The sequence below is a fragment of the Terriglobus roseus genome, assembly GCF_900102185.1.
Lineage (GTDB): Bacteria > Acidobacteriota > Terriglobia > Terriglobales > Acidobacteriaceae > Terriglobus > Terriglobus roseus_A.
Genome location: NZ_LT629690.1, coordinates 4,137,520 through 4,160,172, shown reverse-complemented (window position 1 = coordinate 4,160,172; position 22,653 = coordinate 4,137,520). Strand labels below are relative to the sequence as shown.

Genomic DNA, 22,653 nt, shown 5'->3' with positions numbered 1-22,653 from the left:
TCCACGTGGAACATCTAGAGCTGGCTGCTGGGGATTTTCGCCTGGTTTTCCGGGACAGATTCGGGCTGAACGAGCTTCGAATGCCGATAATATTCCACCGCGATTGCGTCCATAAGACGATTTGTGAGTGCCTCGGCGTCTTTGGTGGTCATGCCAGTGGTCTCGATGGGATCGCAGGCTACCAGCATCAGTGGTCGGGGGGCCAGGTGGTAGGTGTGCATCGGGAGCAGTTCGTAAGTTCCTACGAGTGCCAGCGGCACTAACGGCACCTGGGCCTTGATGGCCATAAAGGCTGCGCCTTGGAGGAACTGATGGATATGGCCGTCGGAGGAGCGCCCGCCATCAGGGAAGATGAGCAGCGGCATTCCGGATTTCAACGTTGCCACGCCGCGCATAAGTCCGGCCACCATCGAGCGCATGCTGGACTGGTCGATGGGAACCTGGCCGGAACGGGTGAGGTGCCAGCCAATGAACGGAATTTTGAAGAGGTAGTGATTCGCCAGGATACGGAATTGGAATGGGAGCGACCCGAATAGGGCCGGGGTATCCATATAGCTGAGGTGATTGCTAGCGAAGACGGCGGCGCGGCCAAGATGCAGGTTTTGCGGGTTGACCACCTTCATGGGCGACAGCGCTATGCCCAACATTAGCTTTGCCCAGAGTTGGGCAATGGCGTGTTGTTGACGACCGGACTTATCCCACAGCGAGACCAGCAGCGAGAGTGAACCGCAGGCGACTGTCACGAACAGCATCAGGGGGATGAAGATCAGGTAGGACGCCCAGGGCAACAACCGTTTCATCCGTGTTGCTCCTTGAGCCAGGTCTTGGCTTCAGCTACCAGATATACCGAACCTGATACGACGATGCTTCCGGTGCGATCTGCGGCTTTGTCCATGGCGTCGGCTACAGATGTGCAGACTTCTGCTGCGGTGTCCAGGTCTGCTGCTACTTCGGCCAAGGCTTCAGCGCTGGCGGCTCTTGGGCTTTGGATAGGGGCCAGCAGGATGCGGTCTTCCGGGCCGTCGAAGAGTGGAAACAGAATTTGGGCCATTTCGCGGATGGACTTGTCTTTCAGAGCGGAGAAGACTAGTGTGCGCGGGGCGGGTAGGTGGTCGCCGTCAATCTGGCGGGAGAGATGGCTGCGTAGTGTCCAGGCCCCGGCGGGGTTGTGGGCTACGTCCATGAGCAGGGTGATCTGTGTGCCCGGAATGGTGGTGGATTCCAGCCTTCCCGGCCAGTTTGTGCTTCTTATGCCGGACTCAATGGACTGTGGTGTGATCTTTGTAAATGATTGCTGTGTAAGAAGTTGCTCTGCTACAGCGATGGCTAGCGCGGTGTTGCGACGCTGGTGGTCCCCCGGTAGAGGGCTGGCTACCGTGATGGCCTGTCCCTGTAGGACCAGGGGGTAGGGTTCATCGTTGGTGATGCGGTCTGGCAAGTAGGCGGCAGCGTTCACCCCGGTCACGTCCAATGCCATGGCTACTTCGCCGATGGCGGCGTTGGCTTCAGGGTGCTGCGGCAGAGTTACCAGCAGTCCCTTTGGACGGAGGATGCCGGCCTTCTCGCGGGCGATCTCCGTCAGCGTGTTGCCGAGCCATTCTGTGTGGTCGAGTGCTATGTCCGTGATGACGGAGAGTAGTGGTTCGACTATGTTGGTGGCGTCGAGGCGGCCGCCGAGTCCTACTTCGAGAACGGCGATGTCTATCTTCGCTTCGGCGAAGGCGACGAAGGCGATGGCTGTGATGACCTCAAAGAAGCTGGGTGCGTGCGGCAGTTTGCCTTCGTTTACGAGCCGGGCCGCTGCTGTTTCTACCTTTTCAAAACTATCGGCGAAAGCCTGGTCGGCGATCTCGGCCAGGGAGTTCTGGCCGGGTGTTACGCCGCTGATCTGGATGCGTTCGTTGGGTCGCAGCAGGTGCGGCGAGGTGTAGAGGCCGGTGCGGTAGCCGGAGACGCTGAGGATACTGGCGAGCGTTGCGGCTGTGGAGCCTTTGCCGTTGGTACCTGCGATCAGTACAGACGGGAAACTGTTCTGGGGATTGCCGAGTGCGGCGACCAGTGTCCGCATGTGGTCCAGTTCAAACTTGCGGCGCGGCGTTCCCGGAGCCGCTGGTGCCAGCTCTCCGCTCAGGGTGTACAGCTTACTGACTGCTTCCTCGTACTGCATGACTTGGACATTGTAGACGGATACCCCTCCCCCCTCTCCCTGTTTTCGCAAAATCGTCATTTCATTGGGGTTAGGTTTTGGGGTGACGCTAAAATCGTCTATCCATTGAGGTTAGGGGCAAAATCTTCTTTCTAAAGAAGTTATCCCTTGAGCATTGGCCCTTTGTTCTTCTTTATTTCTATTTTAGTGATTTGGAAGAAATACCATGCCAACTCTATTTGCTTTTGTTTGTTGGCCTTAGCTGGCTTAGGGGCTTGACAGGTTTCCGTGGCCAGCCAGGATCCGGTAGGAACGTGGGGAAATGAGGCTTCTGCGAAGAACGCAGATGCTGCTTTGAGCTACGCAGGTAAGTCCCGCAGACCGATCTCCTGCGTCCTTCAAAAGCTGGTTGTGCTGGTAGTTCCTCTTTTTGATTTCAAAAGCACGCTTCGACGTGACGAGCATCCGTCGGCGATTTTGCTCTCCCCTAGAAGTTCTACTGGTGTAGGATGTTTTCCATCGAAGTTCTAGGGGAGAGGCAATGAAAGTTGGTAGAGCGTCCAGCTGCGAGATGCTGAAGAGAACCTGGGACATGATGGCTTGCGGATTGATGATGGGCGAATCATACGCGCGCACGGTGGGTGACCGATGAGATGGCAAAGATTCTTTCGGCGTAAGCAGGCTGATCTGGAATTGCAACAAGAGATCGAACTGTATCTGGAAGAAGAGATCGACGCGAACATTGCCCGTGGCATGGACAAGGACGAAGCACGGCGGCGTGCACACCTGAAATTCGGAAGCGTCAATCGCGTACGCGAAGAAGTTTGGCGGGCAAGTAGTTTCCTTTGGATTGAGCACATGTGGAGAGACCTGCGCTATGTGCTGAGAAAGCTCATCAGTGCGCCTTCCTCCGCACTGACGGTGATGCTCTCGCTTGGAATTGGAATCGCCGCGAATGCGCTTGTCTTCTCAGGCGTGGACAAAATTGCGCTGCAAGGTCCTCCGGTTGGAGATCCTGCAAAGCTCATGAGTGTTTATCCAACCGATCAACATGGGCAACGTGCACAGCTCGTTTACGCGGACGTATTCGAGAGCCTGCAGGGACAACTTAAATCGTTTTCGGATGTGGCTGCCTTCACGTCACACATTCAGGTGGCCCTTACTGGCAGAGGCGAACCAAGGCGGGCGTGGGGCCAGAGCGTGACACAGAACTACTTCGATGTCACTCAAGTCCCGATGACGCTCGGTCGGGGATTTGGACGCCGCGATGTGTACTCTCCCGTGATCGTGTTGAGCTACGACCTGTGGAGGGTTTACTTCAATGCAGACGATGGAGTGATCGGCAAGACGGTGTTTCTGTCTGGAAAGCCGTTCACTGTGATTGGCGTAGCGAAGCCTAAATTTCGTGGAACCCTGCAAATGCAGGTTGCGGACTTCTGGATCCCGCTGAGCCAGCAAGCGAGCCTGGGATTTCTTCAAGAAACGGATAGCGAGCTTGTCAATGTCATTGCCCGATTCGCTCCGGGAGCGGACCGAGCAACGGCCCAGGCGGAATTGAATGCTGTGTCGCAGCGCCTTGCGATTGCGTTTCCGACGGAGATGCAGGAACGACAACTTCGATGTGAGCAAGCAGGGAGCCTACCTGCTGAGGCGTGGGTGCACATCGCTGCCTTCGTGGCGGCAGTCATGGGGATAGCACTGCTTGTATTAGCAATTGCAGTTTCCAATGTTACGAATCTGCAGTTGTCTCGAGCGATGGCGAGACATAGGGAGATGGCCATACGCATTGCCTTGGGTGGGACGCGGTGGCAACTGATACAGCCAATGCTGCTGGAGAGCCTGGTCTTGTCCTTTGGCGGTGGTGCGGTCGGCGTTGGTGCAAGTGTGTTGGCGATGCGCGCGCTTACGTACTTTCACATGCCGGTTGATCTACCGATTGATCTCACCCTGAACATATCCACGGTGGTGCTTTGGTACGCCTTTGGATTAAGCGTGGTGGCTGGGATGCTATGCGGATTGGGCCCGGCACTTGCGGCTACACGACCATCGGTTCCAAACGCATTGAAAGGTGAAAGCAGTTTGGAGAAGCCGGGACGCCGCTGGGCCATGCGCGATGTGCTTGTGATGGTGCAGATCGCTGCAACCATGGTTCTGCTGTGTACGACATCGCTTTATCTCCATAGCCTGCTCAAGCTGACCAATGGCGATACTGGACTTCGTATGGATGGGGTGCGGGTGCTTTCCATCGATCCAGTCCACAACGGATACAAAGCGGAGCAGGTGCCGCTGGTTTTGAAACGTGTGTTGGACGGTGTGATGGCGATGCCTCAAGTTGCATCGGCTGCATGGACTGACTCCACGCCTCTTTCGATCGGCATGAAGTCGAAGAAGTTTCATCACGTGGGCCGACCTGGAGACCTTGGGCTTGACCCTGAAGCAGATGTTTACGATGTTGGGCCGGGATACTTTGCCACGATGGGCATCCAGCAGTTAGAAGGCAGGAACTTCAACGGTGCAGGGCCGAATGCTGCGAAACAGATGATCGTGAATGAAGCATTCGCACACCAGATGTTCAAGGATCGCCGTGCGGTGGGTCAGTATTTGACGCCGACGCTACAGAAGGATGCGAGCCCACAAACGCCCGTCAGCTACGAGATCATCGGTGTCGTGAAAAACAGCAAGTCGACGATGATGAATTTCGAAGACAACCCACCCATTGTGTATGAAGCGTTGGAGCAGAATATGGGCACTGCGGCGCCACTGCTTGGCTATTCTCTGATGGTTCACTACCAGGGAAACGGCGCGCAGATGGCGAATGCGCTCCAGGCTGAGGTGCACTCCGTCGACCCATCGCTTGCCATCTTCCATCAGAAAGAGATGGCGGAACAGGTGATGGATTCATTGATCATTCCACGAGCGGAGTCGACCATCTTCGGAGTGTTTGGCTTGGCTGGTCTGTTGCTGGCTACTGTGGGACTCTACGGTGTGATGAGCTATTCCGTTGAGCGTCGGACGAAGGAAATGGGGATTCGTCTCGCGCTCGGTGCGACTATGGGCCAGATACAGAGCTTGATCGTTCGTTATGGGATAGCGCGTACGGTCATCGCGTTGGCGATCGGCTTTCCGTTGGCCCTCGCAGCTTCGAAGGTCGCTGCAAGCCTGCAGAGTGGAATAACAGCCTATGACGCCATCTCTTTCACATTGACGCCACTGTTTCTTATGTTGGTGGCGTTAGTCGCTTGTTGGATTCCGGCTCGGCGAGCGTCCGCGACAGACCCACAAAGCACGCTGCGTCATGAGTGAGCCTTCTACAGACCGCGGGCTAGAGTAATCGATTTTCCTACCGTTGCTTTGGCGACTTGGTGACCTTGGCTTTGTCTAAGCGGGTGCCTATGGCTTCGAAGGCTGCGGTGGGGCCGGTCCAGTGGAGCTGGTCGACGTTGGTGAAGAGGGGCAGGTCGGTTTTGAGTCGGGCCAGGGTGCGGAAGAGGATGGCGTTGTCCCAGTTGGTGCGCAGGGTTTCGTTCATGCCTCTTGGGTTGGCAATGGCTAGTTGCCAATCTGCTGCTTCTTGCGGGATGGCTTCGAGATGGCTGAATTTTGCGAGGACAGCGGCTGTGCCTTTGGCCCCCCAACCGCGGAGGCCGGGATAGCCGTCTGCTGTGTCGCCTACGAGGGCGAGATAGTCGGGGATTGAGGCTGGTGGAACGCCGAACTTTGCGATGACTCCTGCTTCGTCACGGATTTCGCGTTTGCGACGATCCATCTGCACCACGCGGGTGCCCTGCACGCATTGCGAAAGATCTTTGTCCGGCGTGCAGATGAGAACGCGTGTGACACGCGCGTCCTGTGCGGCGATGTGTGCTGCGGAGGCGAGTGCGTCGTCTGCTTCTTCGTTCTCCATAGCCCAGGTGACGATGCCCATTGCCTGCAGAGCTTCTTCGAGTAGCGGGAACTGACTCCATAGATCGGGGTCGATGCCTGCGCCGGTTTTGTAGCCAGGCCATAGGTCGTTGCGGAAGGATTCGATGACGTGATCGGTGGCCACGCCGATGTGGGTGGCTCCTTCTTTCACCATGGCGAGGATGGATGCGAGTACACCCTTCACTGCGCCGATTTCGTTGCCGTTGGCATCGCGCATAGAGGGCCATGCGTAGAAGTGGCGAAAGAGTTCGTACGTGCCGTCAATGAGATGGACTTCCATGTGTCCGCTACAGGGTACATGCAAGAGTCTTCTTGCGGGGAAATCCTTGTACTGCTGTTAGATTTCACAGTTTCTGGAGTGTGATGGGCGGGTATATCAATGACCGTCATGAACTCGATTCATGACGACGCACCGCAGCAGTAACTAGAGAGGGATGATGGCCCGAAACAAATTCCGCCTGATCTTCATTGCTCTACCGGTCGCACTCGCAGTTCTTGGCTGCGAACAGCCTAAGCCGGTAGCTGCACCATCAGAACCAGCCGCGCAGACTGCAGCCGCAAAACCCGAGCCACCCAAATGCAGCGACTGCGTAACGGTTACGCCGCAAACCTTTCCGCGAGCTGAAACCGATCTCTACTTCGGCAACTTCGTCAAAGACGGCGCACTCGGCAAGTTCATCAATAACCGCACACCCACACCCATCGACAAGCAGAAAGTGGTTCGCATGAATCGCGACACACTTTACTCCTCCGCGGTCCTCGATCTCGACGCCGGTCCCGTCACCATCACGCTCCCAGACCCAGGCAAGCGTTTTCTCTCTATGCAGATCGTTAACGAAGACGAGTACACCCCCATGGTTGTGTACAGCAAAGGTGCGTACACGCTAACGAAAGAAAAGATTGGTACCCGTTATGCTGCGGTTCTCCTGCGAATTCTCGCCGACCCGAACAGCACGCAGGATCTCGACGAAGTCCACAAGCTTCAGGACGCTGTCACCATCACTCAAAAAGCGCCCGGCACCTTCGAAGCGCCCAAGTGGGATCAGGCCAGTCAAGACAAAATCCGTGAAGCTCTCGTAGCACTCGGCTCCACGATTACTGATTTCAAAAACGCATTCGGCACCAAACAACAGGTTGATCCGGTGAACTATCTCATTGGGTCGGCTGCGGGCTGGGGTGGCAACCCTGACAAGGATGCCACGTATGCGCAGATGAAGGTGCCAAACAACGATGGTAAGCAGGTCTACAAACTCACCGTGAAAGACGTGCCTGTGGATGGCTTCTGGTCCATCAGCGTCTACAACGCTAAGGGCTACTTCGAGCAGAACTCGCTGAATGCTTATTCCATAAACAACATCACTGCACAGAAAAACGCAGATAACTCTGTCACCGTGCAGTTTGGAGGCTGCGAGAACAAAGCGCCCAACTGCGTTCCCATTACTCCCGGCTGGAATGCCACCATCCGCATGTACCGTCCGCGTACGGAGATCACCTCAGGTAAATGGAAATTTCCCGAAGTCCAGCCTGCGACATGAAGTGCCGCACCTGTGGCCAGGCGTGCGGGATTTTGCATTGCAGTGTGTTTTGCGGGTGCGGTGCTGGCGGTACGAGGGATCACGCACGCCATGGATATGCGTTTCGCAACGTAGTTAACGTTCTGAACTGTTGTGAGGAGAAAGACGATGCAACGATCGGCGCTTTACTTAACGGCGGCAGTGGCTTTGATGGCGCTGACTTTTACAGGATGCGAACAGCAGAAGACGGAGACCACGGCAGTGCAAAACGGAAATGCTCCTTACACGTTTGAGCGCGGGTTTGCTACGCAGGATGCGGCGACGAAGGCTTATGACGATAACGATCTGAATCGTGCGGTGGAGGCTTACAAGTTTTTCTATCCCACGGTGTCGGGGCACGCGATCTTTGTTGGCAACTCAAAGATTGGCATTGTGCCGAATAAGGTATTTGGCACGTTGGATTCACAACCAAAGCATGTTGGATTCACCCTCAACTCCGATACACCGTATGCGCCCCTGTTGATCGATCTTTCGATTGGTCCGATGGTTGTGGAACTGCCGCCGGGGCCGCTGATCTGCATTGCCATGGATGTGAATCAACTTTGGATTGCGGATCTTGGATTGCCGGGACCGGCGCAAGGCAAAGGTGACAAGGTGGTGTTTCTGCCGCCGGGTTATAAGGAGGCTCCGCCCGCGGGGTATCGTGTGGCGAATTCTCCGTCGAACCTGATGCTGGTGGGTATTCGTTCGTTGCCGGTGGGTGGGGATGTTCCTGCCGCGGTTGCTCGGATCAAGACGGTGAAGGTGCATCCGTTGAAGCCGACGCCGGGGTGGCCTGAATTGCAGTGGCTTGACCTGACGCCGATGCCGCAGGACACCACGCCGCTGGCGTGGGAAGGCAACATTCAGTACTGGCAGCAGTTGTATGAGGTGATCAACGGGGAAGTGCCGAATCAGCGCTTTCATTTCTGGTATGGCCAATTGGCTGCGCTGGGGATTGAGAAGGGTAAGCCGTTCCAACCGGATGCGCGCATGACGGCCATTCTGGAGAAGGCGGCGAAGATTGCGAATGGGCAGATGCGGGTGGAGTCGTTCAATGACCGCAGGCCCGATCGTGTGGTGTGGCCGGATCGCAAGTGGGAGTGGGCGGCGCTGCGTTATGAAGATGGCGATTTCAATACAGCGACTTACAACGACCTGGTAGCGCGGGATAAGTGGTTCTATCAGGCGATTGGTGCGTCGCCAGCGATGTTCAAGCGTGATCCCACGGCGGGTTCGTTGTATTGGTTGGGCGAACGGGACAGCGACGGCAACACGCTGGATGGTGGCAAGAGCTACAAGCTGGTGGTGCCGCAACCGGTGCCGGGGAAGTTGTTCTGGTCGGTGACGGTGTATGACACGGACACGCGTAGCCAGGTGGCGACGGATCAGGGGAAGGCAGCGCTGCGGTCGATGTTTGAGTTGAAGAACGTTTCCAAGACGCAGCCGACGGAACTTTACTTTGGGCCGACGGCGCCGGCGGGTCATGAGAACGAGTGGATCAAGACGATTCCGGGTAAGGGATGGTTCACTTACTTCCGCATTTATGGGCCGGAGCAGGCTGCGTTTGATGGCAGTTGGAAGCCTGCGGATTTTGTGGAAGTGAAGTAAGCGAACTTTACTGAGAGGCGGTGTTGTTTGTAGCTGCCTCTCAAGGCTGGAGGAAGTCCATGAGCCGGATGCTTACCAAAATTGCTCTCCCCATAGCAGCGGCGTTGATCGTGTTTTCGCTTATCGCATGCGAACAACAAAAGAATCAGGAGCCGGCGATGTCAACGCAGAGTGCGAACGGTGACGTGAACACCGCCATACTTCATGCGCGCGCGGTGCAGACTGTGATTTGGAGTATGCCTGCTGTGAACTATGACCTGATGCTTCAGGAGATGCTTACAAAAACTCCTGGCAAAGTGGGGCAGGTTATTTATTGGGGTCGACCACTTGACTGGCACAATCAGACGCTGACGCCGAACCCTGATGCGCTGTACTTTATGGCGTTCTTCAACACCAAGAACGGCCCTGTTGTTCTTGATCTCCCGCCGGGTAACGACAAGGGATCATTCAACGGCAACATTGTCACCGTATGGCAGATGCCTTTGGAAGACGCTGGCTTACTGGGCTATGACAAGGGCAGCGGCGGTAAGTACCTCGTGATTCCTCCCGGCTACAAAGAGAAGATTCCGGCGGGGTACATCCCTCTGCAGTCCGACACACTCGGTGGCTACATACTTCTGCGCTCAAATTTCAAGAGCCACTCCGACGCTGATGTTCAGGCGTCAATCGACTATGGCAAGCGTATGAACGTTTATGCGCTTCTAGATGCCGCGCACCCGCCCGAGACAGTGTTCACAGACGTCAAGGACACCGACTTCGACTCGACCATCAAGTACGACGCGAGCTTCTTCGATCACGTGAACAACATCGTTCAGTCGGAACAGTGGCTTGATCGCGACCGCGTGATGATCAGTCTTCTTGCCTCGCTCGGCATTGAGAAGGGTAAGCCTTATCAGCCAACGGATCAGTTGAAATCAACTCTCAACTCTGCCGCGCAGGACGCACACAACTTCCTTTACGCGAAATACGATCAGGGCTTCCCGCCCTTCTTCTCTGCAACCAGCCATTGGATGTATCCGACTTATCCCGCGCTCGTGAAAGCGGCGCAGGACTCTTACGTTGATCCTGATACTTACCCGGTTGACGAGCGCGCTGTTGCTTACAGTTACGCCTTCATCGGCCTTAAACGCCTGGGCGCCGGACAGATGTATCTGATTTCCATCAAGGACAAAGACGGCAATGCTTTCGATGGATCGAAGACCTATAAGCTGACCGTTCCACCGAATGCGCCGGTCAAGCAGTACTGGTCGCTGACTGCGTATGACCGCGAGTTGCACACGCTGATCAAGGGAGTGAATCGCGCCAGCCGCTCTTCTCAGATACCCGAGCTGCAGAAGAATGCTGATGGTTCGATTGATCTATATGTCGGCCCGAAGGCACCTGACGGTAAAGATTCCAACTGGATTCCTACAGATCCGAACCGGAAGTTTGAACTGATGTTCCGCGCGTATGGTCCTACGCAGGCTTTGTTCGAAAAAGCCTGGGTTTTGCCTGATGCGGAAAAAATGTAGAGCAACGGTGCGTTGAAATTTAGAAGCGGTGCAGGGGCTTTCAGGTAAGCTGCGAACGAGTTGCCTGGAGAACTATCGCATGTGTCTCTGCACATTGCTTCGCCGGATCATTGTGAGTGTTGCACTCACTCTTTCGTTCGCACTGACTGCGGCTCATGCAGCTGAGAGGCCCACACCTCTCATTCTGTCTGTGCAGGATGCTCCGGTGGTCTTTGCTGGATCGGATGGCAACACGCACCTTGTGTACGAGCTATGGATGTTGAACTTCTCCAGCGGTGACATTGCTGTGCAGAGTGTCGATATTCTCGGCGACGGCAAGGTCATTCAGACGATGGACGCCAAGGCGGTTGCTACGCGTTTGCAGCCTGTGGGGCTGCGCGACTCAACGGGTACGTTGGCGAAAAGCTCGCAGGCGCTTCTGTTTGTTCACATCACGCTGCCCAGCGGGGCTGCTGTTCCGCGTCGTCTTACGCATCGCGTTACGACGTTCATTGCTGCGGCACCACCTGCGTTTCAACACCTTGTGATGGCCGGAGGTGAAACTGTGCCGTCTCGGCAAACGGTGGCGGTGATTCATCCTCCGCTGGCTGGTGGCAATTATGTTTCGGCTGATTCGTGTTGCGACTCGAGCCGTCACATGCGCGCTGCGCTGGGAGTGAACAATCATGTGTGGTTGGCGCAGCGCTTCGCCGTTGATTGGGAGCAGTTGGATTCGCAGGGCAGGATCTACTCCGGGCCGCGTGAGACTCTCAAGAGCTATACGATCTTCGGTAAGCCCGCGCTTGCCGTTGCCGATGCTACGGTTGTTTCTGTTGTGGATGATCTGCCGGAACAGACTCCTGGCAAGTATCCCGAGGGAATCTCGCTGGATAAGGCGGATGGGAACTCGGTGATTCTGCGGCTTGATGATCCGCGGCTTGGTGGGCATGTCTTCGCGATGTACGCGCATATGCAGCCTCGTAGTATTCGCGTCCACGAAGGCGAGAAGGTTCATCCTGGCGAGGTTCTTGGGCTCGTTGGCAATACGGGTAACTCGGTCGCGCCTCATCTTCATTTCCAGCTGATGGCCGAGCCGTCGTCGCTGGCTTCAAACGGACTGCCTTATGCGATCGACTCGTTTGCTGTTACCGGACAGATACCGAGCACGGAGGCTTTTGACGAAGCCGAGGCGAAGGGGACTGCGATTTCTCACCGCGTGCTGCCCAACCCTCGACGAGTCGAAAAGGATCTTCCTCTGGACCAGCTCATTATTGTGTTTCCCGATTTGCCGAAGAGCGGGAACCGCTGACGTTACGCCGCGATATTTCGTGTCTGTTGCGTGTTCAGGTAAGCTGCGAACCAAGCACGCATTGTTAAGGCACGGTTTCTCCTGGAGGGGCGTTGGCGATTTCGAGTCACGGTGAGGTTCGCACCTCGGCCGCAGCAGCGGAAGGCAAGTACACGGTTCAATTGGCGCTGATTGTTGCGCTGTTTGGCGGCATTGGTTTCATCACCGCGATGAATGACGTGCTGGTGCCGCACTTCAAGGATCTGTTTCAGCTTACGAATGTGAAGGCGCTGCTGGTGCAGTTTGCCTTCTTCGGGGCGTACTTTCTGCTGGCGATTCCTTCGGGCAAGATCGTTGGGCGCATTGGGTATCGCAATGGCATGATTGCGGCGATGGCTGTGATTGGCTGCGGATTGATGCTGTTTCTGCCGGCGTCGTTGCTGATTACGTATCCGCTGTTTTTGTTTGCGCTGTTTGTGGTGGGTTGCGGGCTGGCGCTGTTGCAGGTGGCTGTGAATCCGTACATCAGTGCGCTGGGTGATCCTTCGAAGGCTGCTTCGCGATTGAACCTGGCGGGTGGATTGAATTCGCTGGGCGGGACGCTGGCTCCGCATGTGGGCGCGATGTTCATCTTTGTGGCGGCTGGAGCGACCACCGCTGAGTTGGCTCGCAGTGTTCGCATGCCGTATGTGGTGCTGGGGCTGATGGCATTTGCCATGGCGCTGGTGGTGCGACTGGTGCATCTGCCGGAACTGATTCCGCAGGCGGAGGCACACGAGAAGCTGCAGGGAAGTGCGTGGGATTTTCGTCAGCTCCGGTTTGGGATGCTGGGGATTTTCTTCTACGTCGGCGCCGAAGTGACGGTGGGCAGCCTGATCATCAACTACCTGGGACAGCCTTCGATGGGCAGCATGCCGCATCTGCAGGCGGCGAAGTATGTGTCGCTGTATTGGGGCGGCGCCATGGTGGCGCGTTTCATCGGGTTTGTTGCGCTGCGGCATGTGAAGCAGTCGCATGCGCTGGCGTTTGTGAGCGCGTTTGGCGTGCTGGCGATTACGCTGGCGATTCTGGGGCATGGGTCGCCTGCGATGTGGGCGGTGGTTTCGTGCGGTCTTTATAACTCGGTGATGTGGCCTTGCATCTTCCCCATGTCGATTGAAGGACTTGGCAAGTACACGAGCCAGGCCTCGGGTCTGCTGGTGATGATGATTGTGGGCGGCGCGGTGGTGCCGGAGATTCAGGGCTGGGTGGCCGACCATTATGGCTATCAGCCGAGCTTCCTGGTGGTGCTGGTCTGCTATGCGTATGTGCTGTTCTTTGCGCTGAATGGCCACAAACCGGGGAAGAGCAGCGAGGGATTGGTGGAGGTCGCGCCGCCGGTTGGGGTCTAGGTACTTCGTACCGTTCTCGATACTTCGCGTACCTGGGGGTACCCGGCGAGATTCGATTTCGGAACAGATTGCCGCGGCCAGCCGTTGTGCTTACAGAGTTTATGGGCGAGGGTATTGCGCCGTATAAGCGTGCATGTATGCTTATTTTGCTCGTTTAATTAATTCCTTTTCCTGGGGTGAGGGCCGTGGGCTTGGTTTCTGCTCTTCGCTTTTCTGTTCGGCGCGCGGCGGTGCGTTGTGCGGGTGTGGGTGCGCTTGTGTTGTGCACCGGTATGACAGCGACTACGCAGACGCAGAGTGCTGCTGCCCCTAAGCCAAAGACGCCGGGCAATGACTGGATCCAGCTCTTTAATGAGAAGGACCTGACCGGTTGGACTCCGATTGGCGCTGAGAGCTGGACCGTGGAAGGCGATGGCCTTTTGCACGGCAAGGGTCTGACGAAGGCCTATGGCTACCTGGAAACGGATAAGGACTACAAGGACTTTCAGTTGTCGCTGCGCTTTAAGTGCGTGGGCGATGGCAACAGCGGCGTGTTCTTCCACACGAGCTTCGACGGCGTGGATGCGAAGACGGGCATGCAGTTTGAGATTGACTGCACGATGATGCACCACACGGCTGGCGTGTATGCCGAGGACGGTCGTGGCTGGGTGGTTTGGCCGTCGCCGGAGAATGAGGGCGTTGTGCGCAAGGGCGAGTGGAACGACTACCTGGTTGAAGTGGTCGGCAATCGCTATCGTTCGCGTTTGAACGGCGTCCCTATGGTGGACTTCACCGATCCGAAGCCGGGCGCTCCAGATGGCAAGATTGCTCTGCAGCTTCATGCGGGCGGCGCGGGCAACATGCAGTTCAAGGACATCTGGATTCGCGATCTTTCCAAGCGCTAACTGCTCTGGGGTCGCGAGCAACACTGTTTCTTTGCCAAGGATTTTCTGAATGCGGAAATGGAATTTCAATCGAAGTGTTCACCGTCTTTCTGTGGCGGGTGCATTTCTTCTCACGGTTGCAGCGTGCGCGCCTTATGCGGCAGCGCAGCATATCGAAACGTCCACGTTTAACCAGTCGCCCAAGCGTCCTGCGGAAGACCCGAAGGCTGTGGAGCACGGCAAGCAGGTCTATGCGCAGAAGTGCGCATCGTGCCACGCTGCCGATCTGCGCGGCACGGATACGGGCGTGAACATTCTGCGTTCGCAGCCCGCGCTGACCGATCATGGCAACGATCATCTGACGCCGATCATGCTGGGCCAGTGGACCGGTATGCAATCGCATAAGGTAGACATCTCCAATGCAGATGCGTTGGCGGTGGGTGCTTATGTGCGCAGCATGCTGGCACTGATTGGAAGCCAGGGTCGTGCGCCGTATGACGCGATGAAGCAGCCCAACATTGTGGTGGGCGATGCGACTACGGGTAAGGCCACGTTTGATAAGACGTGCGGTTCCTGCCACTCCGCGGAAGGCGATCTGAAGGGATTTGCCAAGAAGGTAGCTTCGCCGAAGCTGATGCAGGCTGCGTGGCTGCGCGGTACTTATCTGGGAGCGACGCCGGTTGTGGTGACAGCGACTGTTACGGAACCCGGCAAGCCTGCGGTAAACGGAACGCTGATTCACATTGATGACTTCCTGGTGACGTTGAAGGTGGATGACGGCACGCAGCAGACGTTTGAGCGTAACGGCGCGGTGCCGAAGGTGGTGGTGAAGGATCCGCTGGATGCGCACCGCAACCTGCTGCCCAAGTACACGGACAAAGACATTCACGACATAACGGCTTACCTGGTGACCCTGAAGTGATGGCGCGACGACTTCTAACTTTTGCTGCTGCCCTGCTACTGGCTCCTTTGGCGCCTGCGCAGAATGTAACCAACGCGGATCTCGCAAAGCCCCTGCAGAACGAGTGGCTGACGTACAACGGTGATTACACCGCGCGTCGCTACAGTGCGTTGACCGCTGTGAACAAGCAGACGGTGAAGCACCTGACGCTGGCGTGGACTTCAAAGATGACGCCGGGGGATCAGCTTGCGCCGTTGACCGGATACAGCAAGGTGCGTCCTACACTGATCACGGGTGGTGAAGGCGCGGGCGGACTGGGTGCTGGTGGTATCAAGGGCACCATTCTGCAGCGCGACGGCATTCTTTATGTAACGCAGCCGGACAATACGTATGCCGTGGATGCGCGCAGTGGTGAAGTGCTGTGGCACTACTACTGGAAGACGCGCGGCGGTACGCACATTGGCAATCGCGGCGTTGCTTTGTATAAGGACTATCTCTTCTTCGAGACGCCGGATGACTATCTTGTGTCGCTGGAAGTGAAGACGGGCAAGGAACGCTGGCATAAGAAGCTGGCCGATGTTGAGGGCGGATACTTCGCCACACCAGCGCCGATTGTGATCAAGAACCATGTGATTGCAGGTGTGGGTAACGACATTGATGCGCCGAGCTTCCTGAAGTCGTTTGATCCGGAGACGGGCGAGCTGCAGTGGACGTGGTACGTGACGCCGCAGAACCCTGGCGATCCGGGTCTTGATTCGTGGAAGAACCTGGATGCTGCTCGTCATGGTGGTGGCGGTACTTGGGTGACGGGTGCATACGATCCCGAAACGAACTACTACATCATGAGCACGGGCAATCCCACACCGAGCTGGACGAACGGCAACCGTGGCGATGGCGACAATCTGTACGCGTGCTCGCTGGTGGCGCTGGATGTGGATACCGGCAAGCTGAAGTGGTACGTGTCCACTTCGCCGCATGACACGCACGATTACGATTCGGCACAGACGCCGGTGCTGGTGGACGGTGTGTTCAACGGACGCAAGCGGAAGATGGCTGTGACTGCGGCTCGTAACGGCTACTTCTTTGTGGTGGATCGCGTGACGGGTGAGCATCTGTTGACGACGAAGTATGGCGAGACGACGAACTGGTCGAACAAGCTGACGCCGCGTGGTGGACCGTACCCTGATCCGGAGAAGGATGCTTCGATTGGTGGCAGCCTGATTTCGCCAGCTTCGGGCGGCACCGTGAACTGGCAGCCTCCGGCTTACTCGCCGCAGACGGGCTTGCTGTACCAGTATGAGAACAACGGATTCTCCGATGCGTTCCTGACTGATCCTGATCCGCGTGGTGCGATGGGATTGGGCGGTAAGGACGAGCTTTCCATCGGTACGTACTCGAACTACATCTCGGGTATCGACTACAAGACGGGCAAGGCGCGGTGGCGTCACTCGTTGTATGGACAGGGCACGGGCGGCGGTGGATTGCTGGCCACGGCTGGTGGTCTGCTGTTCAGCGGCGATGGCTCTGGCAACCTGGTGGCGTTCGATACGGCGAATGGTAATCCGCTGTGGCACGCGCACATTGGCAGCATCACCAATGCACCGCAGACGTTTGTGCTGGATGGACATCAGTATGTCATCGCGGCGTCGGGCGATACGGTGTATGCGTTTGAATTGTTGTAAGTGTCTGTAAGAACTGAAAGGCGGATGGCATACGCCATCCGCCTTTTTACGTTTGAGTTCGTCATCGAGAGCTAATGATTTTCATTGAAACTTAGGTTTCTTACCTAACTTCGGGAGCGACTACGGAAGGCGTTCTACGGAGTAGCTTGCTGGGATCTTGGGAGCTTCGAACTGGTCGTCTTCGAGCGGCTGATTCACGGAGAGTTCGGTGATGGTCATGTTCAGCGTGATCTCGTCCAGCGGACGCCGGATAGTGATCTTGGAAGCGAAGGTGGTATCGCCGAACATTTTGTAGTCGCTGTAGTTTGCGACGGTGACCAACTGACCCTTCTCGTCATAAATGTCCTGCTGATAGGGCAGCAGGGTGGAACGGCCAATGTGGATGACTCGCTGTGTCTTCAGTTCCTGGCTGTTCTGTACCGGGCGATAGATGCCGAACTCGTATTCTGGCTCGTCCACGATGTATTTCTTCGTAGGGTCGGGCTGGTAGATGCGATCGTCAGAGGTCATGGAGACCAGTTCTTCTGGCTTGGCGCTCTGGATCAGCAGCGAGTCTGTGAACATGTCAGGTCGCAGGTTTTCCAGCGGATTTTTCGACGGCGTTGTGATCGTGTTGGAGCCTGTGACGGCGCGGCTCTTGGGTGGGATGACCAGCGTGAAGGTCTGCCCGTTGGTGACCATGTCGATCATGCGCGTGTGAATCGCGGGGAGCAGGCCGAGGAAGTGGAAGTCGCCGGGCTTGCGGATCAGGATGTAGCCGTTGAACGATGTGTAGTCGACCACCTTGCCCTGTTTGCCACCGCCGGTGGAGGCCTGCATTTCCACGGAAGCCTTCAGCGTCTTAATGCTGTTGTAGCGGTCGGAGGTGGACTTCACTACCTGATCGAGCGACGACGTGAGTACCTGGTCGGGCGGATGAGTCTTCATGACGGAGCGCGTCGTGCGAAGGCAACCGCCCAGCGCTGGTAACAGGGCCAGGAGCAGTATTGAATTCCTTCGCGCGTGCTTCATCGTTTCCAAACGTCCAGTGTCATTGATTGGCGCAGCGCCGTACAGCGACGATCTACGCCATCCTCATGAGGTATCAGGTATTGGATGCCGATTTGTATGCGGCCGATGGGACTTTTCTACCTGCTGTTACCCGAACTGTTACGTGGCCATGTTAGCGGGCGTTCGGTAATAGACCGGTCTCCACCAGCACCGGCGGCCTGCGTAGTTTGGTGGACTGCTCGTAGGCGTAGGCCCAGCCGAGGAGGTCGCCGTCGTGCCAAGGGCGGGTGCTGATTTCGAGGCCAAAAGGCAGGCCGCTGTCATAGAAACCAGCCGGGACGACCACAGCGGGAACGCCTATGTTGTTGTTCCAGCCGGTAGAGGAGTGCGGGCCGCTGGAAAGCTGGCCGTTCTGCGGCATGGTTTCGTCAGGTGGCGGCATCTGCGCGCTGGGATAGATCACGCCGTCCAGGTGCAGGCGGTCGAGTTCGGAGAGAAAGAGTGCGAGCGCCGCTTTGCGCGGGGCAAAGTAGGATTCGTCGGCTTTGGCGTCGTCTTTGAGGAGAACCTGTGGTGTCTGCGGACGGTTCGGATTCGCGGGTGCTCCCGCTGGACTGATGCCGGTGACGGTTGCGGGGAGCGGTGAGCCGATGGCCTTTTCATAGGCGTCGACGGAGCGGTATTCCGCGGGGCCGAACTCGGCGAGCCACTGGTTGGTGCCGTCGCGGCGGTAGGCGCGTGTATTGACCTTGCGCACGGCCTGGGCGAAGGTGTCGGGCATGAAGGTGTCGTCGATGATGACTTCCGCACCGGCTGCGCGGAACTGGTCGATGGTCTTCATCAACATGGCGCGGGTTTCGGGGCGCATGCCGTTGGTGGGGCGGGGTGTAACTGAGACGCCGAAGCCGGTGTTGCCGCTGAGCATGAAGGCTGGGACGGCGAATCGTTTGCCTTTGAGGGCGTCCTTCTTCAGGTAGGGAAGATAGGGGCCGAGCTGAGCTGTGTCCGCGCCTTCTGTGCGGCCGGAGCCTTCGGTTCGGAAGTCGAGCGGATCGGCGGGGTGTCCGCTGCCGTTCATCACGCTGAGAGCGATCGCGGCGTCGGTGACGTTGCGAGCGATGGGGCCGGTGTTGTCCAGCAGCCAGTCGAGCGGCGCGATGCCGGCGATGCTGACGAGGCCGCGTGTGGGGAGGACGCCTACGACCGCGCTCGTTCCCGCTGGCATGCGGATGCTGTTGGCGGTGTCGGTTCCGGTGCCCAGCATGGCCATGTTGCTGGTGACGGCGGTGACGGTTCCTCCGCTGGAGCCACCGGGAGAGAAGCGAACGTCATACGCGTTGCCGGTGCGACCGAAGGCGGTGGAGCGGTTGGTGTCGCTGGCGGCGAAGTCCGGCATGTTGGTGATGCCGAGGATGATCGCTCCCGCTGCGCGCAGGCGGGCTACGACGGTTGCATCCTTCGGTGCGATGAACTCGTGGCCGGGCAGTGCGAAGCCTTGCCATCCGTCGCTGTCGATCAGGCCTTTGACTGCGGTGTTTGCCTTGATGACTACGGGGATGCCCCATAACGGTTTTGTTGCGTCGAACTTTGCGGTGTCCTGCGCCTTCGCTGTTGCGAGGGCGTCTTCGGTGTTGACCGTTTGCACCGCGCGGTAGATGCCGTTGTATTTCGTGATGCGGCCCATGTACCAGCGCGTGACCTGTTCCACCGTGTATTTGCGCTGTTTGTAGAGCTGGTGCAGTTGATCGATGTTGATCTCGAGGAGGTCGTGATCCATCTTTGCCTGCTGCGCTGCGGGGAGCACGGGCAGGTTCGCCGGTATGGGAATCGGCGGCGGCGACATGGGTTCCGGTGAGGTGCTTCGCTGCTGAGCGGCAGCGGTGGAGGCAACAACGGCAACAGCCAGCGCAAGCGGCAGAAGGCGCATCGGTGGGAACCTCAGAAGCAATAGGGATGCTCCGTTTGTAGCACGGTTCTGTTCGCGTTACGCAGTGATGTGTTGCGACAGGCTGAGTGTGTTGCCGTCCGGGTCTTTGAACCATGCGACTTTGTCGCCGCCGGGAGCTGTCCAGATGCCGAGCGCGTCGTGTTCCAGAAACCCGAATCGGGAGAACTCGACACCCTTCGCTGTGAGCGATTGCACGTCGTCTTCAATGGAGGTGGTTTCCCAGCCCAGGATGGTGAACTGGGCGGGTTCCACCTTTGGCATCTTTGCGAGGCGGACCATGTTTGCGCCGCTGCGGAAGACGACGGCGAAGCCGTCATCGCCCACGAACGTGAGACCCAGGATGCCTTCGTAAAACGCCTTGGCACGATCACCGTCGGTGATGGGTGCGAATCCGATCAGCTTTCCATTCATGGCTGCCTCCGGTTGCTATTGCACGCTGCCGCTTACGTCGTCCGTTGGTGCGTCGAGTTCGGCTTCAAACCCGGCGCGGATCTGTTCCAGGAAGTCTTCGGCGTCCACCTGCTCGTCCTGCTGGGCGTGGGCTTCGGCGATGTGGCGTGCAAGGTCAGCCAGCAGCAGTCCCCATGCGGAGGGATCTTCCCACATACCAAAGGCGAGAGCCACGTGCTGTTCGCCATTGGCAATCCATACACGCAGGACCTCCAACGAACGGGGATCGCGCGATGCCGCGGCGGGAATGGGTAAAGAGTCTTTCTGTGACATGGGTTTCTTCCTCAGGATTCACAGTAATCCACAGTTCCAAGAGGCAATCCACAGGCTGTGTGTGGATAACTGGTGCAAACGTAACTACAAAGGCAACTGAGAGCTTACATGGCTTGCTAACAGACTGTGAATAATTGAGTCCGACGGAGTTGCGACTGCTGCATAGTTTGGGCAAAAGCAGGCCTGTGGAAGAGGCTGTACTCTGAACAGGGCAGCCGCGGCAATACCTGTTTCGTAGGAGCGCGGACTGCATATTCTGTAAAGACGCAATGCTGCACCCGCTCCACGAGCGCCGGTAGTTAAGCGCAGGAGAACACACCCATGGCAACCTTCCTCCAGATCGTCGAGCGCGACGGGCTTCCCGCTTCCGTACATACGGAACGCGTGATCCTTGGCGCCATGTTGTCCGACCCGGTTGCCGTTGTGGATGCCACGGCGAAGCTGATTGCGGACGACTTTTCGCTGGACTCGCACAAACGCATTTATGGCTGCATGCAGGAACTGTCAGACATGGGCCATGCCATCGACTTTGTGACGGTGGCCGAAGTGTTGATCCGTCGCAAGGAATTGGAGGCGATTGGCGGGCGTCCGTATCTGATCTCGCTGACGGAAGATTTGCCGCGCCACCTGGCGATTGAAAACTATGTGCAGGTGGTGAAGGACAAGTCGATCCTGCGCAAGCTGATGCAGGTGTGCGAGATGGGTTTGAATCGCGCCGCCGATCAGAGCGAAGTGTCGCTGGATGTGTTGGGCGATGTGGAGAACCGGCTGATGGAGATCAGCGAAAGCGCCATCAAGCGCGGGTTCTCTGATATTGGGCAGATTGTTACGGAGAGCTTTGGTTCCATTGACCAGCTTTACGAACAGGGCCGCGAGATCACCGGCCTGGAGACGCATTACACCGAGTTCGATCGCATGACGAGCGGCTTGCAGAAGGCCGATCTGATGATCATCGCGGCGCGTCCTTCCATGGGCAAGACGGCGTGGGCCATCAACATTGCGCAGAACTGCAGTGTGCGCGATCAGAAGGTGGTTGCGGTCTTCTCGCTGGAAATGTCGAAGGAGTCGTTGCTGCGCCGTATGTTGGCCAGCGAGGCGCTGGTGAACAGCCGCAAGATTCAGACAGGCTTTTTGCCGCGTGAGGACAAGCAGAAACTCATCAATGCGCTGGATCGGCTGATGAGTTCGAAGATGTTCATTGACGATACGCCGGGCATTACGCTGACGGAGATGCGCGCGAAGGTGCGTCGTTTGAAGCAGCAGGAGGGTTCGCTGGACCTGATCTTGATCGACTACCTGCAGCTGATGACGATTGCGGCGAGTGGCCCTGGCGGACGCAAGCCGGAAAACCGTACGCAGGAAGTGTCACAGATTTCGCGTGGTTTGAAGGCGCTGGCCAAGGAAATGAATGTGCCGGTGATTGCGCTGTCGCAGTTGTCACGTGGAAGCGAACAGCGACAGGGCGATAAGAAACCGCTGCTTTCGGATCTTCGTGAATCGGGTTCGATCGAGCAGGACGCGGACGTGGTGTGCTTCATCCATCGCGAGGAGTACTACGACCGCGAAAACGAGGATGTGAAGGGGCAGGCGGAGATCATCATCGCCAAGCAACGTAACGGCCCTACGGGTTCGGTGAAGATGGCGTATCTATCGGATTACACGCGCTTTGAGAATCTTGCACCGAGTGGTGGCGGCGGCGGGGATTACTAGTACTTCGTGCGGTTCTCGACGCTCCGGCGTGGTTCGGGCTTCGCGCGAATAAATTCAGTTAGATGAGTGCCCCGGCCAACCAAAAAGTGGCGGGCTGGTATCCTATTAAGGATCGTAGGATTCGATCTGGTCATTTTGCGTGTTTCTGGTTCCACCGTCACCGCATTACCTCCACATTGCGTTCGTCGGTACATTCAGCTTTACAAGGAACAGAACATGGAACAGGGCACAGTTAAGTGGTTCAACGATGCAAAGGGTTTTGGATTTATCAGCCGTGCAAACGGTGGTGGTGATGTATTCGTTCACCACACCGCAGTGCAGTCCTCGGGCTTCCGTTCGCTGGCAGAAGGCCAGACGGTTGAGTTCGAAGTGACCAAGGGACCGAAGGGTCTGCAGGCTGAGAACGTTCGCCCTCTGTAAGCGAAGGTTTCAG

The 22,653-nt window shown here is 57.2% G+C and carries 18 protein-coding genes; 11 read left to right on the top strand and 7 right to left on the bottom strand.

Annotated elements, in window-relative coordinates:
• Positions 1-14: 14 nt before the first annotated feature.
• Both BLT38_RS17395 and BLT38_RS17390 read right to left on the bottom strand, forming a co-directional pair.
• Complete coding sequence (locus BLT38_RS17395) at positions 15-800, bottom strand: lysophospholipid acyltransferase family protein (protein WP_083346318.1); 786 nt, start codon at positions 798-800, stop codon at positions 15-17.
• On the bottom strand, positions 797-2,167 hold the full coding sequence (locus tag BLT38_RS17390) for a bifunctional folylpolyglutamate synthase/dihydrofolate synthase (protein ID WP_083346317.1): 1,371 nt from the start codon (positions 2,165-2,167) through the stop codon (positions 797-799). Before BLT38_RS17390 ends, BLT38_RS17395 begins: the two co-directional genes overlap by 4 nt.
• Before the next feature lie 627 nt (positions 2,168-2,794).
• Here BLT38_RS17390 and BLT38_RS17385 point away from each other — a divergent pair.
• The gene (locus tag BLT38_RS17385; protein WP_083346316.1) at positions 2,795-5,449 is read left to right on the top strand and encodes an ABC transporter permease; all 2,655 of its coding nucleotides are present in this window, start codon (positions 2,795-2,797) and stop codon (positions 5,447-5,449) included.
• Positions 5,450-5,486: 37 nt separating this feature from the next.
• On the opposite strand, the gene BLT38_RS17380 is transcribed toward BLT38_RS17385, so the two are convergent.
• Complete coding sequence (locus BLT38_RS17380; RefSeq protein ID WP_083346315.1) at positions 5,487-6,350, bottom strand: 5'-3' exonuclease; 864 nt, start codon at positions 6,348-6,350, stop codon at positions 5,487-5,489.
• Positions 6,351-6,507: 157 nt separating this feature from the next.
• On the opposite strand from BLT38_RS17380, the gene BLT38_RS17375 reads away from it, so the two are divergent.
• The 8 genes from BLT38_RS17375 to BLT38_RS17340 all read left to right on the top strand — a co-directional run bounded on the left by BLT38_RS17375 (position 6,508) and on the right by BLT38_RS17340 (position 16,849).
• Positions 6,508-7,605, top strand: a complete 1,098-nt coding sequence (locus BLT38_RS17375) for a DUF1254 domain-containing protein (protein WP_083347165.1) — start codon at positions 6,508-6,510, stop codon at positions 7,603-7,605.
• 147 nt (positions 7,606-7,752) lie between these two features.
• On the top strand, positions 7,753-9,234 hold the full coding sequence (locus tag BLT38_RS17370; RefSeq protein WP_083346314.1) for a DUF1254 domain-containing protein: 1,482 nt from the start codon (positions 7,753-7,755) through the stop codon (positions 9,232-9,234).
• Positions 9,235-9,293: 59 nt separating this feature from the next.
• Positions 9,294-10,745: a DUF1214 domain-containing protein gene (locus tag BLT38_RS17365; RefSeq protein WP_231966589.1), complete on the top strand. Its 1,452-nt coding sequence runs from the start codon at positions 9,294-9,296 to the stop codon at positions 10,743-10,745.
• A gap of 79 nt (positions 10,746-10,824) precedes the next feature.
• Positions 10,825-12,033 (top strand): M23 family metallopeptidase, encoded by a 1,209-nt coding sequence (locus BLT38_RS17360; RefSeq protein ID WP_083346313.1) that lies wholly within the window; start codon positions 10,825-10,827, stop codon positions 12,031-12,033.
• A 92-nt stretch (positions 12,034-12,125) separates the two neighbouring features.
• Positions 12,126-13,403, top strand: a complete 1,278-nt coding sequence (locus BLT38_RS17355; protein ID WP_047491574.1) for a sugar MFS transporter — start codon at positions 12,126-12,128, stop codon at positions 13,401-13,403.
• Positions 13,404-13,594: 191 nt separating this feature from the next.
• Positions 13,595-14,287 (top strand): 3-keto-disaccharide hydrolase, encoded by a 693-nt coding sequence (locus BLT38_RS17350; RefSeq protein ID WP_231966588.1) that lies wholly within the window; start codon positions 13,595-13,597, stop codon positions 14,285-14,287.
• A 49-nt stretch (positions 14,288-14,336) separates the two neighbouring features.
• Complete coding sequence (locus BLT38_RS17345) at positions 14,337-15,188, top strand: c-type cytochrome (protein WP_083346312.1); 852 nt, start codon at positions 14,337-14,339, stop codon at positions 15,186-15,188.
• Complete coding sequence (locus BLT38_RS17340; RefSeq protein ID WP_083346311.1) at positions 15,188-16,849, top strand: acido-empty-quinoprotein group A; 1,662 nt, start codon at positions 15,188-15,190, stop codon at positions 16,847-16,849. Before BLT38_RS17345 ends, BLT38_RS17340 begins: the two co-directional genes overlap by 1 nt.
• Positions 16,850-16,969: 120 nt before the next feature.
• Here BLT38_RS17340 and BLT38_RS17335 read toward each other — a convergent pair whose 3' ends face one another.
• From BLT38_RS17335 to BLT38_RS17320, 4 genes are all read right to left on the bottom strand, one after another.
• Entirely contained in the window at positions 16,970-17,776 is an 807-nt protein-coding gene (locus BLT38_RS17335; protein ID WP_231966586.1) for a hypothetical protein, read from the bottom strand.
• A 235-nt stretch (positions 17,777-18,011) separates the two neighbouring features.
• Positions 18,012-19,766 (bottom strand): amidase, encoded by a 1,755-nt coding sequence (locus BLT38_RS17330; protein WP_083346309.1) that lies wholly within the window; start codon positions 19,764-19,766, stop codon positions 18,012-18,014.
• Between the two features lie 57 nt (positions 19,767-19,823).
• Positions 19,824-20,198 (bottom strand): VOC family protein, encoded by a 375-nt coding sequence (locus tag BLT38_RS17325; protein WP_083346308.1) that lies wholly within the window; start codon positions 20,196-20,198, stop codon positions 19,824-19,826.
• A gap of 15 nt (positions 20,199-20,213) precedes the next feature.
• A complete protein-coding gene (locus BLT38_RS17320; RefSeq protein ID WP_052200661.1) occupies positions 20,214-20,510 on the bottom strand; it encodes a DUF5076 domain-containing protein in 297 nt (98 codons plus the stop codon).
• 321 nt (positions 20,511-20,831) lie between these two features.
• Between BLT38_RS17320 and dnaB the strand changes: the two genes are divergently transcribed.
• Positions 20,832-22,220 carry a replicative DNA helicase gene (gene dnaB, locus BLT38_RS17315; RefSeq protein ID WP_047491592.1) on the top strand — a complete coding sequence of 463 codons (1,389 nt, stop codon included), beginning with the start codon at positions 20,832-20,834 and terminating at the stop codon, positions 22,218-22,220.
• 216 nt (positions 22,221-22,436) lie between these two features.
• Positions 22,437-22,640 (top strand): cold-shock protein, encoded by a 204-nt coding sequence (locus BLT38_RS17310; RefSeq protein WP_083346307.1) that lies wholly within the window; start codon positions 22,437-22,439, stop codon positions 22,638-22,640.
• Positions 22,641-22,653 lie beyond the last annotated feature (13 nt).